4 protein-coding genes are annotated in these 15,864 nt (G+C 51.4%); 3 read left to right on the top strand and 1 reads right to left on the bottom strand.

All coding sequences use genetic code 11. The features are described 5' to 3' along the window. The first annotated feature begins 71 nt into the window (after positions 1–71). The gene (gene ilvC, locus GBCGDNIH1_RS19915) at positions 72–1,091 is read left to right on the top strand and encodes a ketol-acid reductoisomerase (protein ID WP_011632180.1); all 1,020 of its coding nucleotides are present in this window, start codon (positions 72–74) and stop codon (positions 1,089–1,091) included. 147 nt (positions 1,092–1,238) lie between these two features. On the opposite strand, the gene GBCGDNIH1_RS24800 is transcribed toward ilvC, so the two are convergent. After that, positions 1,239–1,622: a hypothetical protein gene (locus GBCGDNIH1_RS24800; RefSeq protein ID WP_011632179.1), complete on the bottom strand. Its 384-nt coding sequence runs from the start codon at positions 1,620–1,622 to the stop codon at positions 1,239–1,241. Positions 1,623–1,835: 213 nt separating this feature from the next. Between GBCGDNIH1_RS24800 and GBCGDNIH1_RS19910 the strand changes: the two genes are divergently transcribed. Together GBCGDNIH1_RS19910 and GBCGDNIH1_RS19905 are read left to right on the top strand one after the other, a co-directional pair. Next, on the top strand, positions 1,836–2,657 hold the full coding sequence (locus tag GBCGDNIH1_RS19910) for an alpha/beta fold hydrolase (RefSeq protein WP_011632178.1): 822 nt from the start codon (positions 1,836–1,838) through the stop codon (positions 2,655–2,657). A 1,076-nt stretch (positions 2,658–3,733) separates the two neighbouring features. Continuing rightward, positions 3,734–15,646: a Hint domain-containing protein gene (locus GBCGDNIH1_RS19905; protein WP_011632176.1), complete on the top strand. Its 11,913-nt coding sequence runs from the start codon at positions 3,734–3,736 to the stop codon at positions 15,644–15,646. Positions 15,647–15,864: the final 218 nt, after the last annotated feature.

Genomic DNA, 15,864 nt, shown 5'->3' with positions numbered 1-15,864 from the left:
GGAAAGTCTGGCCCGCCCGCAACACGTGGCCTTTCTGACAACCATGGCCGCCGAGAGAATGGAGTGAACCGATGCGCGTCTATTACGATCGTGACGCCGATCTGAACCTGATCAAGGGCAAGAAGGTTGCGGTCATTGGCTATGGCAGCCAGGGCCATGCCCATGTTCTGAACATGCGCGACAGCGGCGTAAAGGATTTGGTGGTCGGCCTGCGCAAGGGCTCTTCCGCTGTTGCCAAGGCCGAGGGCGAGGGCTTGAAGGTCATGGAACCCGCCGAAGCTGCCGCCTGGGCCGATGTGGTGATGATCCTGACCCCGGATGAGAGCCAGGCCGATCTGTATCGCGAGCATCTGCACGCCAATCTGCGCCCGGGCGCAGCGCTGGCTTTCGCACATGGCCTGAACATCCATTTCAACCTGATCGAGCCGCGCTCCGACATCGACGTGTTCATGATCGCGCCGAAAGGCCCTGGGCATACCGTGCGCGGCGAGTACCAGAAGGGTGGCGGCGTGCCGTGTCTGGTCGCGGTGGCGCAGAATGCATCCGGCAATGCGCTGGAAATCGCGCTGTCCTACGCCTCTGCCGTTGGTGGTGGCCGTGCTGGTATCATCGAGACCACCTTCAAGGAAGAATGCGAAACAGACCTGTTCGGTGAGCAGGCCGTGCTGTGCGGCGGTCTGGTCGAGCTGATCCGCGCCGGCTTCGAAACGCTGGTCGAGGCTGGCTATGCTCCGGAAATGGCTTATTTCGAGTGCTTGCATGAAGTGAAACTGATCGTTGATCTGATCTATGAAGGCGGTATCGCCAACATGAATTACTCGATCAGCAACACGGCGGAATATGGCGAATACGTGACCGGCCCGCGCATCGTGACGCCGGAAACCAAGGCCGAGATGAAGCGCGTGCTGGAAGACATCCAGAGCGGCCGTTTCGTGCGTGACTTCATGCTGGAAATGAAGGTCAACGGCGCCAGCTTCAAATCCATCCGTCGTCGCAATAACGAGCATCAGATTGAGCAGGTCGGTGAGCGTCTGCGCGCCATGATGCCGTGGATTGCAAAGGGCAAGCTGGTCGACAAGGCCCGTAACTGATCTTTTCTTTCTATCTTTTCTATCGGACTAAATGAAAACACCCCCGTCCTGTGACGGGGGTGTTTTTTATTTGACTACCTGAATTGCTACGGAACGAGGGGAAACGAAACAATCAGGCATCAAACGCCTTTTATCAGCCAGGTGAACTCAACGGGCTGGTGTGGCGGGGTAATAGCCCGGCGGCGGTGGCACATAAGGGGTGACTGGCGGTGCATAGTTTGGCGTGCCTGGGGGTGCGTAAGTACCAGTTGTAGCAGGCGGATACGCACCTGTAGGATATGGCATCGCTGGACTACCGACCGGCGCCGTGCCGAGAGCAGGGCCGTTGGTGGCACGAATGCTCTGCAATTGCTGCGCGTTCAGCGCTTCAATTGCTTCATCGCCCGTGTCATTGCCCTGATCGACCTGACGATCGATATTATGGCGCGGATGTCGGGCATTGGCCGCGTCTGCGTGGCCTGCACCCCCAAGCATCATTCCTGCGAGAGCGGCAACACCTAACAGGCTGCGAAGGGAATGAACTGTCTGCATAAATGGCCTCCTTCGTGGCGCATTGTCGTTCGGTCACACCTGCCAGCAAGCCGGCGCAACTGCGATAGCATGTGAACGCACCAACAGGCGCGGGTTTCCATGACGTTTTCGGGGAATGAAGTCTGTCTTACTTTTTGCCTCTCGATGCGTTGCTATTTCCTCTCAGAATAAGACAGTCTGTGACTGCCGAGCAAAAGCAGAGGAAAATCCAGCATGGCCTATGTCGAGACGCGCGATGGAACACGGCTTTTCTATAACGACTGGGGGCAGGGGCGTCCGGTCATCCTGATCCATGGTTGGCCCCTGAATGCCGATATGTGGGAATATCAGCAGGTGTTTCTTGCAGAGCATGGGTTCCGGACCATTGCCTATGACCGGCGTGGCTTTGGACGATCGGATAAACCCTGGACTGGCTATGATTACAACACATTGGCCGATGACCTTGCTGATATGATCAATGCGCTGGATCTGCACGATGCGGCTCTGGTCGGATTTTCAATGGGCGGTGGAGAGGTAGCGCGTTACCTATCAAGGCACGGTGCTGCTCGTATCGGCAAGGCTGCGTTGATTGCTGCAGTAACGCCATTTCTGTTGCGGACGGAGGATCATCCGGAAGGGGTTGATGGGGCGGCCTTCGATCACATGATCAATTCAATTCGATCAGACCGGGCCAGTTTCATGGCTGGCTTCGGGCGGATTTTCTTCGGGGCAGGCTTGCTGAATTTCCAGGTGACATCAGACATACTGCAATGGAGCTGGGGTCTGGCAATGCAGGCCTCTCCCAAAGCAACGCTCGACTGTGTAAGGGCCTTCAGTGCCACCGATTTTCGGGCAGATATGAGCCATTTTACCATGCCGACGCTGATCGTTCACGGTGATGCTGATGCGACAGTTCCCCCCGACATCACGGCCCATGAAGCTGCAAGGCTGATCCCTCATGCCACGTTGAAAGAATATGAAGGGGAGCCTCATGGACTCTATTTTACCGCTAGAGACAGATTAAACCGTGATCTGTTGGCATTTTTATCGGCCTAGGCTGAATTAACATGCAGTATAGCCAGATCATGATGGTCAAGAGATGACTGATCTGACTAAGTACATAACGGCTTGCATGTTAATTGGGGAGAGAGTGACGTCACTCTTGGCATTTGTAGGCTGCAATGGTGCATGTATGTTATAATTCTACTTCGTTGATGAATTTAAGCATATCAAGGAAATAATATAAAGTCTCGATTGGAAATATAGGTCCAGAAATTATAAATATCTATGTCTCATTTAGTAAAATAATTTTTTAACATCCGCATCTATTATAAAAATAATATATTATTTGTACAAAAATATATCATAATTATTTTAAATTGAATGTAAATTACTTTTTTCAAAATGAAATTTATAATTTTTGTTTATTCAAATTGGATGCAATTATAATGATTGATCTTTTTGGTGATTTAAATTTTGCATGAAATTTAATAAAGCAGAATTTCTTGCAATGAAAACTATAAATTTCAATCATCCATCAGTATTAATTATATCAATATTTAATTTATAAAACTTTTTTATTTACTTTAAAAAGATATTTTTGGAAAAATATAATATAAAATAATAAAATATTTTATAATTTAAATAAATTCTATATTTATTTTAAATAAATAAATTATTTTAAAATATATAAACCTTAAATTTTAATTTTCAAAGAATATTTCTTATTTTATGAAATAAAATTCATCATGAATTTATAATGTCTATTTGTTCTAAATTTTTTTTTGTAAACGTATTTAATTTTTATTAATTATAAATTAGTCCAAAAAACTAAAAATGTAAAAAATATGCTTATATTGATATTGAAAGCTTTTATAACTTTTGAAAATGAAGTTTTTTGTAAAAAAATTAATATTTTAATGATTTTAATATAGTAAAAATAAAATACAATATAATGATAATAATATTTTTGATATAAAACAAATAATACAGTAAAAAATTAAAAATTTTACATTTTAACTGTATTTATATTTACAATATCACATGATGTGTCTTATAGACTGTGAGAATATACTTGGTGCCAATCTAACAGAATATTGTTAATTTCTTTAATTTTTTAAGGCGGTTGTGATATGACCACGCTGACGTCCACTACCTCGGGTGTTATTCTTACGACTGCCTCATCAAATCCGATTCTTATTCTGGCGGGGACGACAGTTGCGAATACCGCTGGCATCGGGATACAGAGCAGCCTTAGTACAGCCTGGACGATCAATAATACGGGTGCGGTTACAGGAAGCACTATTGGTATCAGCCTTGCCGCGGCTGGAACGATCAACAACGTTGCTGGCGGCATTATCAGCGGCGGCAGTTATGCTATCACCATTGCTGGAACTGGCGCTGTCATCAGCAATGCCGGGACAATTACTAGCACTTCCTTCCGTGGTATTGATGCAGGCACAAGCGCTGCGATCAATAACTCCGGCCTGATCAGCTCGGTTTCGGATGGCGTCAATGGCACCAGCAGCACGCTAGTTAATTCCGGCACCATCCTGTCCAGCTCTACCAGCCAGAGTGGTGCCTTCCTGTTTGGTACCGGTAACGTCATTACCAACAGTGCTGGCGCGCTGATCCAGGGTGGCTTCTACGGTGCTGGTGTCAATGGTGGTTCCATCAATAACGCAGGGAGCATTATTGCGTTTGGCTCTGGTGGTAGCGGCGTTAGAGGACTTGGTAATGCGGCCACACTTGTCAACAGTGGTGTCGTTAATGCCACTGGAACCTTCGGTCAGGGCGTGTTGTTTAACACGGGTGGCCGGGTCACGAACTCTGCCGGTGGTACAATCTCCGGCAATTTCAATGCCATTAGCCTTTTCAGTACCTCTGCAACTGTTGCCGGCACTGTTATCAATGCCGGACTTATCACCGATAATGGTGGTACTCTTACGGCTGCGCATGGCGTGTTTCTGTCCAATACCTCGGCAGATTATCTGAACAACTCCGGAACGATCCTTGAAACAGGAACTGGTGCAGCCATTGGTGATCTGGCGGCCGTTCGTCTTGCGTCAGGCGGAACGGTTATCAACACTGGCAGCATTGGTGTAACAGGCACCGCCGGTACGGGTATCCGTCTCGATGTAGGTGGCGCGATCACCAACTCCGGCACTATCTCGGCTGCCGGAACCGCCAATGTTACGAACGGTGCTGGTGCTGCAATCTATATGAGTGGCACAGGAGCTAACCTGCTGCAGCTCGGCGTTGCATCCGCTATCATCGGCACCGCTGTTGCTAACTCGGCCGGCACCAATACACTCGAAATGCTCTCCGGCAGTTCGGCGGGCAGTATTAGTGGTTCCAACTTCGTCAATTTCCAGACCGGCACTGTCGATGCCGGCGCCAGCTGGACGCTGGGTGGTAACAGCACCTTTACCAACCTGCGTAACAGCGGATCTTTGACAAACACAGGCACTATCAATGGTGCCAATGTCACACTGATCAATGGTGCCCTGCTGAGCAACGCGGCTGGTGCGACCATCGTCAGCGCGGGCAACGTGGTCATTGCTTCTGATAGCGTTCAAGCAACAGTGATCAATGCGGGTAGTATCCTTGCGACGGGCGCTAATCCGTGGGGTGTCCTGATCACGGGTAATGTGACCAACCAGGCCAGTGGTCTGATCCGTGCCCAGCTGAGCAACGGCTATGGCGTGCAAATCACGAATGGTACCGTTGTCAATGCCGGCACCATCACGGGCGGTGTCGCGACCGGTGGTGCTGGTGTCTATCTTGCTGGCACGTCGGATTTGGTCAGTAATACTGGCACGATCAGCTCCAGTGGTGGTTGGGGTGTCTATGCCTCGGCTACTACAGTTGCGACTATTACCAATAGCGGCCTGATTTCTGGCGCAAGATTTGGCGTTTCCCTGGGTGGGACGGGAACAGTTTCCAACCTTGCTGGCGGCATTATCAGCAGTTCGAGCAGCTTTGCTATCACTATCGACGGAACCGGCAATGTTGTCAGCAATGCCGGCACAATTACCGCCGCGGTAGTGGGTATTGCTGCAGGCACGAGTGGTTCGGTTAACAACTCCGGCCTGATCAGCTCGGTTTTCGATGGTGTCAATGGCACCAGCAGCACGCTAGTTAATTCCGGCACCATTCTGTCCAGCTCTATCAGCCAGAGTGGTGCTTTCCTGTTTGGCACTGGTAACGTCATTACTAACAGTGCTGGCGGACTGATCCAGGGTGGCTTTGCTGGTGCAGGTATTGCAAATGGTACTATCGCCAATGCTGGTACACTGATTGCCAATGGAAATAGTGGTAAGGGCGCCTGGCTTTCAGGTGCGGGTCTGGTAAGCAATACCAACCTCATCAGCGGCTCGACCTATGGTGTGTTTATTGGTTCAGGTACAGTCAGTAACACGGGAACTTCCGCACAGATTATAGGCACAGCATCTGCAGGCATTGTATTTGGCAACACGACCAGCAGCGGCAATGTCATCAATAGTGGTCTTATATCTGGTGCCACATATGGCGTCTCATTTGCTAACACCGGCACAATAACTAACCAAACTAGCGGCATTATCAGCGCTACTGCCACTGGTAGCAGTAGCTATGGCGTATTTGTGTCCGGCACTAGTGCGGTTATTAGCAATGCCGGGACAATCACCAGTACGGCAGTGGGTATTAATGCAGGCACAAACGCTGCAATTAATAACTCCGGCCTGATCAGCTCGGTTTCCGATGGCGTCAATGGAACCAGCAGCACGCTGGTCAATTCTGGAACTATAAAGTCCAGCTCCAGCAGCCTGAGTGGTGCTTTCTTGTTTGGCACTGGCAACGTCATTACCAACAGTGCTGGCGGACTGATCCAGGGTGGCCTCTACGGTGCTGGTGTCAATGGTGGTTCCATCAACAACGCAGGGAGCATTGTTGCGTTTGGCTCCGGCGGTATTGCCGTTAGGGGAAATGGCGGTGCGGCCACGCTTTTTAACAGCGGTGTCGTCAATACCACTGGAAGCGCTAGTCAGGGCGTGCTGTTTAGTTCTGGTGGCCAGGTCACAAACTGGGCCGGTGGCACGATCTCCGGCAATTTCGTTGGCGTCAGCGTTTTTGGTAATACGACTGTCGCAGGCACCGTCATCAATGCCGGGCTTATCACCGATAATGGTGGCACTCTCACAGCTGCCAGCGGTGTCTATCTTTCGAATACCTCGGCAGATTATCTGAACAACTCCGGCACCATCCTTGAAACAGGAACCGGCGCAGGTATCGGCTTTCTGAATGCCGTCCGTCTTGCGTCAGGCGGAACGGTTATCAACACTGGCAGCATCGGTGTAGCAGGCACCGCCGGCACGGGTATCCGTCTCGATGTAGGTGGCACGATCACGAACTCCGGCACTATCTCGGCTGCCGGAACCGCCAATGTTACGAACGGTGCTGGTGCTGCAATCTATATGACCGGTACAGGAAACAACCTGCTGCAGCTCGGTGTTACATCCCGTATTATCGGCACCGCCGTTGCTAACTCGGCCGGCACCAATACACTCGAAATGCTCTCCGGCAGTTCGGCGGGCAGTATTAGTGGTTCCAACTTCGTCAATTTCCAGACCGGCACTGTCGATGCCGGTGCTAGCTGGACGCTGGGTGGTAACAGCACCTTTACCAACCTGCGTAACAGCGGATCTTTGACAAACACAGGCACTATCAATGGTGCCAATGTCACACTGATCAATGGTGCCCTGCTGAGCAACGCGGCTGGTGCGACCATCGTCAGCGCGGGCAATGTGGTCATTGCTTCTGATAGCGTTCAAGCAACAGTGATCAATGCGGGTAGTATCCTTGCGACGGGTGCTAATCCGTGGGGTGTCCTGATCACGGGTAATGTGACCAACCAGGCCAGTGGTCTGATCCGTGCCCAGCTGAGCAACGGCTATGGCGTGCAAATCACGAATGGTACCGTTGTCAATGCCGGCACCATCACGGGCGGTGTCGCGACTGGTGGTGCCGGTGTCGTTCTTTTGGGTACGTCGGGCTTGGTCAGCAATACTGGCACGATCAGTTCCAGTGGTGGTTGGGGTGTCTATGCCTCGGCTACTACAGTTGCGACTATTACCAATAGCGGCCTGATTTCTGGCGCAAGATTTGGCGTTTCCCTGGCTGGGACGGGAACAGTTTCCAACCTTGCTGGCGGCATTATCAGCAGTTCGAGCAGCTTTGCTATCACTATCGACGGAACCGGCAATGTTGTCAGCAATGCCGGCACAATTACCGCCGCGGTAGTGGGTATTGCTGCAGGCACGAGTGGTTCGGTTAACAACTCCGGCCTGATCAGCTCGGTTTCGGATGGCGTCAATGGCACCAGCAGCACGCTGGTCAATTCCGGCACCATCCTGTCCAGCTCTACCAGCCAGAATGGTGCTTTCTTGTTTGGCACCGGCAACATCATTACCAACAGTGCTGGCGGACTGATCCGGGGTGGAAGCTACGGTGCTGGTGTCAATGGTGGTTCCATCAATAACGCAGGGAGCATTATTGCGTTTGGCTCCGGTGGTATTGCCGTTAGAGGACTTGGCGGTGTGGCCACGCTTGTTAATAGCGGTGTCGTCAATGCCACTGGAAGCGCTAGTCAGGGCGTGCTGTTTGACACGGGTGGCCAGGTCACGAACTCTGCGGGTGGCACGATCTCCGGCAATTTCAACGCTGTCGCTATTCTCGGTAACAGCACTGTCGCAGGCACCGTCATCAATGCGGGGCTTATTACTGATAATGCAGGTACTCTTGCAGGTGCCAGCGGGGTCTATCTTTCCAATACCTCGGCAGATTATGTAAATAACTCCGGCACGATCCTTGAAACAGGAACCGCTACAGCGGTCGGCTTTCTGGCAGCCGTTCGGTTGGCGCTCGGCGGAACTGTTATCAACAGCGGTAGTATCGGTGCAACAGGCACCGGCGGCATCGGTATCCGTCTCGATGTAGGTGGCACGATCACGAACTCCGGCACTATCTCGGCTGCCGGAACCGCCAATGTGACGAACGGTGCTGGCGCTGCTATCTATATGAGCGGCACAGGAAACAACCTGCTGCAGCTCGGTGTTGCATCCCGTATCATCGGCACCGCCGTTGCTAACTCGGCCGGTACCAACACACTCGAAATGCTCTCCGGCAGTTCGGCGGGCAGTATTAGTGGTTCCAACTTCGTCAATTTCCAGACCGGCACTGTCGATGCCGGTGCTAGCTGGACGCTGGGTGGTAACAGCACCTTTACCAACCTGCGTAACAGCGGATCTTTGACAAACACAGGCACTATCAATGGTGCCAATGTCACACTGATCAATGGTGCCCTGCTGAGCAACGCGGCTGGTGCGACCATCGTCAGCGCGGGCAACGTGGTCATTGCTTCTGATAGCGTTCAAGCAACAGTGATCAATGCGGGTAGTATCCTTGCGACGGGCGCTAATCCGTGGGGTGTCCTGATCACGGGTAATGTGACCAACCAGGCCAGTGGTCTGATCCGTGCCCAGCTGAGCAACGGCTATGGCGTGCAAATCACGAATGGTACCGTTGTCAATGCCGGCACCATCACGGGCGGTGTCGCGACTGGTGGTGCCGGTGTCGTTCTTTTGGGTACGTCGGGCTTGGTCAGCAATACTGGCACGATCAGTTCCAGTGGTGGTTGGGGTGTCTATGCCTCGGCTACTACAGTTGCGACTATTACCAATAGCGGCCTGATTTCTGGCGCAAACTTTGGCGTTTCTCTGGGTGGGACGGGAACAGTTTCCAACCTTGCTGGCGGGATTATCAGCAGTTCGAGCAGCTATGCTATCGCTATTGCCGGAACCGGCGGTGTTGTCAGCAATGCCGGCACAATCACCAACAGCTCTTTCCGTGGCATTAATGCAGGCACAAGCGCTGCGATCAATAACTCTGGCCTGATCAGCTCGGTTTCGGATGGCGTCAATGGCACCAGCAGCACGCTGGTCAATTCCGGCACCATTCTGTCCAGCTCTACCAGCCAGAGTGGTGCTTTCCTGTTTGGCACCGGTAACGTCATTACCAACAATGCTGGCGGACTGATCCAGGGTGGAAGCTACGGTGCTGGTATCAGTGGTGGTTCCATCAATAACGCAGGGAGCATTATTGCGTTTGGCTCCGGTGGTATTGCCGTTAGAGGACTTGGCGGTGTGGCCACGCTTGTTAATAGCGGTGTCGTCAATGCCACTGGAAGCGCCAGTCAGGGTGTATTGTTTGATACGGGTGGTCGGGTCACGAACTCTGCCGGTGGCACGATCTCCGGCAATTTGGTTGGCGTCAGCGTTTACGGTAATACGACTGTCGCAGGCACCGTCATCAATGCCGGGCTTATCACCGATAATGGTGGCACTCTTACAGCAGTCAGCGGTGTCTATCTTTCGAATACCTCGGCAGATTATCTGAACAACTCCGGCACCATCCTTGAAACAGGAACGGGTGCAGGTTCCGGCCTTCTGGTGGCCGTTCGGTTGGCGCTCGGCGGAACGGTTATCAACACTGGCAGCATTGGCGTAACAGGCACTGCCGGTACGGGTATCCGTCTCGATGTAGGTGGCACGATCACCAACTCCGGCACCATCTCGGCTGCCGGAGCGGCCAATGTTACGAACGGTGCTGGCGCTGCTATCTATATGAGCGGCACAGGAAACAACCTGCTGCAGCTCGGCGTTGCATCCCGTATCATCGGCACCGCTGTTGCTAACTCGGCCGGTACCAACACACTCGAAATGCTGTCTGCTGCCCTTTCCGGAACTATAAGCGGATTAGGTATCAATTATCTTGGCTTCCAGAATGCTGTTGTTGATACCGGTGCAGTATGGAATATGGGCGGAAGCAACACGATTGTTGCTGGTAATACTCTGCTCAACAAAGGCATATTGACGAGCAGCGGTACCCTCGCAGTTGGGGGCATCATGACCAATGCTGCCAGTGCAGCTTTCAATGGAAATGTTGGTTTCTCGGCCGGTGGCACGATCAACAATACCGGTGCAATTTCCGGCATGGTCAATGGCGGTGGCACGAATGCGCTACTGAACAATCTGGGCACTGTCACTGGAACCGGCGCAATTGCAGTCAGCCTAGGTAGTACAGGTACTATCAGCAATTTTGGTACCATCTCCAACGCAGGTAGCACCGCCGTCTATTTGGGTGGTGTCGGGACCAGCGTTCTGAATCTGAATGCCGGACAAGTTATCATTGGTTCCATCATCGGTGCAGGGAGTGTCAATCGTCTGAATCTGATTGGGGGAGGGGCAACCAATACACCCACTCTCTCTGGTCTTGGTTCAACTATTGTCGGTTTCAATCAGATTACGGCTGCCTCCGGCTCTAACTGGCAGCTGACCGGTGGTAACTCGATTTCCACCAGTCAGACTTTCGTTGCGACGGGAGCGAGCCTGACCAACACCGGAACATTTACTGGCAGACTAACCCTGAGCACAGCGAGTACGCTGAGCAACACCGGTAGTTTGATCGCGAATTCTGATGGAACCGCCCTTTCGATGAGTGCGGATGCCAATCGGCTCATCCTGGTACCAACGGCAGTCGTCAATGGAACAGTGGCGGCTGTTGGAGCGGCTAACATACTGGAACTGGCATCTGGAGGAACGCGCGGGACGATCAGTGGAATCGGCACTCAGTATACCGGTCTTAATGTTCAAATTGATCAGAATGCTTATTGGACAGTAATTGGCAGCAATTCTGTTGCAAGCGGCTTGACAATGAGTGTCGCAGGCACGCTTGAGAATCGCGGCATTATAAATAATAGCGGAACAATTCTGGATACAGGCCTGATCGATAACTATGGTACAGTTAACGGTTCAGTCAGTCTGATTGCAGGCGGTCGGTTTACCAATAGTGATGGAGCAGTCTTTAATTCTAGTGGTGCTGCGATTTCTGGGCAGCAAGTGACTATCAGTAATAGCGGCACGCTTTCAGGGAGTGGCACAGCCGGATATGGAGCCTCCGTTGCCAGCAGTGGAACTATTACTAACACTGGTCTTATCCAAGGAAGCTTCCGTGGTATTCAGTTTGGTAGTAACCCTGCTACTGTTTATAATTCCGGTATTGTTACTGGTAGCGTGGCAGATGGTATTCGACTGCTGAGCGGAGGTTTTGTCAGCAACATTGCAGGTGCCATTATCCAAGGTGGTACAGTCGGTATTTACGCCACTGGCACGAATACGGCCATTATCTCTAATGACGCTGGTGGCCTTATTCAGGGGACATCTGCCTCCGGTATCGGCATCAGCCTGGTATCCTCCGGCACAATTACCAACGGTGGTTCAATTGTTGGCCAGAGCGGTACCGCTGTTGTTATGGGCGGAACAGGCCAAAATCTTCTTCAGTTAGCTGCTAGTTCGCAGATTGTTGGTTTGGTAACTGCCAATTCTGCGGGGACAAATACCCTGTCGTTAATGTCCTCTGCAACGACAGGAACTATTAGTGGTCTTGGTGTCAGTTATGTTAATTTCCAGACCGTCAATGTAGCCAGCAATGCAAACTGGGCTATGACGGGTAACAATACTCTGGCGGCTGGCTATGTGCTGACTAACAACGGCACATTAAATAATAATGGCACACTGTCAGTCAGTGGCTTGGTGATAAATTCAACTAATGCAACCCTTACAGGCCCCATAACCCTAACAAATAGTGCCGCTGTTTCTAACAGTGCTCGTGTAAATGGGAGCATTGTTGGTGCAGGTGCTGCAAATACCGTTGTCAACTATGGTACGCTTGTTGGAACGGCTGCAGCCGGAAACAATATTTCTTTTGCTGGCGCCGGCACTGTCACCAATTATGGTTTGATCGGAACCAATGGCGGAACTGCTATTGTCTTTAGTGGTGCAGGCTCTAATTTACTACAAATTGGGGTCAGTTCCCAGATCAGTGGGGCCGTTTCCGCTAACGCATCAGGCACGAACTTGTTGGAAATGCTGTCTGGAGCATCTGCCGGAACAGTCAATGCTTCCAATTTCCTTAATTTTCAGACCGGCACTGTCGATGCAGGTGCAACATGGACTTTGTCCGGAACAGGCAGTTTTAATAATCTGCTCAATAGCGGCACACTGACAAATACAGGAACCCTGAATGGTACGACTGTTACTTTGTCTAATGGGGCTATGCTGACGAATGCGTCTGGTGGAACCATTACAAATTCCGTTGCAAATGGCTATGCTATTGCTGTTAATACTAGTGTAGCTGGTGCTATTATTAATAATGCCGGCACGATTATCAGCAGCAGCTATCGCGGAGTTAATGCAGGCACGGGTGGTTCGGTTAACAACTCCGGCCTGATCAGCTCGGTTTCGGATGGGGTCAATGGCACCAGCAGCACGCTGGTCAATTCCGGCACCATTCTGTCCAGTTCTACCAGCCAAAGTGGTGCTTTCTTGTTTGGCACCGGTAACGTCATTACCAACAATGCTGGCGGACTGATCCGGGGTGGAAGCTACGGTGTTGGTGTCAATGGTGGTTCCATCAATAACGCAGGGAGCATTATTGCGTTTGGCTCCGGTGGTATTGCCGTTAGAGGAATGGGCGGTGCGGCCACGCTTGTTAATAGCGGTGTCGTCAATGCCACTGGAAGCGCTAGTCAGGGCGTGCTGTTTGATACGGGTGGCCGGGTCACGAACTCTGCCGGTGGCACGATCTCCGGCAATTTGGTTGGCGTCAGCGTTTACGGTAATACGACTGTCGCAGGCACCGTCATCAATGCCGGGCTTATCACCGATAATGGTGGCACTCTTACAGCAGCCAGCGGTGTCTATCTTTCGAATACCTCGGCAGATTATCTGAACAACTCCGGCACCATCCTTGAAACAGGAACCGGTGCAGGTATCGGCTTTCTGAATGCCGTCCGTCTTGCATCAGGCGGAACGGTTATCAACACTGGCAGCATCGGTGTAGCAGGCACCGCCGGCACGGGTATCCGTCTCGATGTAGGTGGCACGATCACGAACTCCGGCACTATCTCGGCTGCCGGAACCGCCAATGTTACGAACGGTGCTGGCGCCGCAATCTATATGACCGGCACAGGAACCAACCTGCTGCAGCTCGGCGTTGCATCCCGTATCATCGGCACCGCTGTTGCTAACTCGGCCGGCACCAATACACTCGAAATGCTCTCCGGCAGTTCGGCGGGCAGTATTAGTGGATTGGGCGTCAAATATATTGGCTTCCAGAACCTGGTCGTTGATGCTGGCGCATCTTGGGTTGCGGGAGGATTCAATACGGTTTCCTCCAACTCCACATTGCTCAATAAAGGGACTTTGACAAACACTGGCTCCTTTGCCGGTGCTGTGACGATGGCTGCAAATGCTGCATTGACCAATGCGGCAACAGCTGTTCTCTCGAACGGAAACTTGTCTTCTGCTATCTTTAGTGCAGGAACTGGTGTGGCCATTACTAACATGGGCACCATTCAGGGTGGACAGCCTATAAATGCGTTGATTTCACTGGGTAACGTCGCAACGCTGGTCAATAGTGGACAGATACTGGGATCAGGCTCTGCCTCTACCGGCGTGACAATGGGAGCCGCCGGAACAATCAATAATACCGGAACGATTGCTATTACCGGTGCAACCAATACCGCAGTTGCAATTGTCTCTGGAGTCATCAGCAATACCGGCTTGATCAGTGCTGACATTGGTCAGTCAACTGGTATTAGTGTTAGCGGCGTGGGGAGTATTACCAACTCCGGGACAATCAGTGCAATCGGTGCGCTCAGTCAAGCAATTGTGCTGACTGGCGGAGGAACGGTTGTTAATACTGGAACAATCCAGACCCAAAGCACATTCAGAAGTGCTATCAATTTTGGTGCTGGCAACAGCCGTCTGGCCATCAGCGGCAGCAGCGCCATTATTGGTAAGGTTACGGCTGCCGGCACTGGCAACGTGCTTGAATTGGATGGTGCTGGCACCACTCTGAGCGGGTTTGGGACCCAATATACCGGGTTCCAGACGATCAACGTGAAGGGTGATGGATGGGTGTTGGCGGATACGCTGACCAACACGAATATCCTGATGCAGACGAATGGCACGTTGACGGTCTCGCAAGCGCTGGATTCCTCCAACACGATTACGTTGGGTGGCACGAGTTCTGCGGGTGTCGGGTCTGGTAACATTATCATCAGCACGCCAGGCACAGCATTGGCCGCGACTGTTTCCGATTTTGGTAACGGTGAATCCATTACGCTGATGGGATTGGCTTCTCAGGCTTCCGACGTGGTGGATGTGGTGAGTAATGGGGGAAATGTCTTCCTGATCCTGTCTCATGTGGCCAGTGACGGGACCAAGACCCAGTATTACTCGATCAAGCTTGATCCCAATGCGCATGATCAGAACTACAAGATGCGTCAGGCTCAGGGCGGGAATGGGGTAACGGTCTATGATGACGGCACGCCCTGCTATGTGCATGGCACGCTGATCCTGACGGATCGTGGTGAGGTTCCGGTTGAAGATCTGCAGATCGGGGATCACGTGATCACAGCGGGTGAGGCAGTTCGTCCGATCTGCTGGCTGGGCCGTCGGAGCTATAATGGTCGCTTTATCCAGGGTCGTCGTGATGTGCTGCCGGTTCGTATCCGTCAGGGTGCTCTGGATGGCGTGCTGCCGAAGCGTGACCTGCTGGTCTCCCCGCTACATGCAATGTTTATCAATGGCGTTCTGGTTCCAGCCGGTCGTCTGGTGAACGGTGTCTCCATCGTTCAGGAACAGCATGTGGAGACAGTGAGCTACGTGCATATCGAGCTTGATACGCATGATGTGGTGATTGCCGAGGGTGCTGCCTCCGAAACTTATGTGGAGGACAACAACCGGAACATGTTCCACAATGCACATACCTATACTGGAAAAGGTGCAGCGAAGGTGAAAGCTCGTGGAAGGAAGCGGAACGGTATTCCTGCCGCCCGCTACTGCGCACCGCGTGTAGAGGATGGGAGACAGCTAGAAGCCATTCGTGCAAAAATAGCAAACTTGATTTTAGAAACAGGATCAAAAATATCAAAATTGGGATAATTAAATCAAAATAAATAACAATATTTTGATCTAAAAATAGAAAAATAAAACGAAACTTAATAATAAAAAGAAAATTTTCGTTTTATTTTTCTTTGCCTTGACCGTTATCAACTTTTATGATTTGTTTAATTAACAAATTAAATATTGCTTGGTTTCTAAAGTAATTTTGCTGGTCAAGTCCGACAATATTTGGCCAGCAAAAGTTTAAAATTCATTTG

It is taken from the genome of Granulibacter bethesdensis CGDNIH1 (genome assembly GCF_000014285.2).
In the GTDB taxonomy this organism is placed as follows: Bacteria; Pseudomonadota; Alphaproteobacteria; order Acetobacterales; family Acetobacteraceae; genus Granulibacter; species Granulibacter bethesdensis.
The sequence above is the reverse complement of the archived record's forward strand: the minus strand, read 5'-3'. Positions and strand labels throughout refer to the sequence as shown.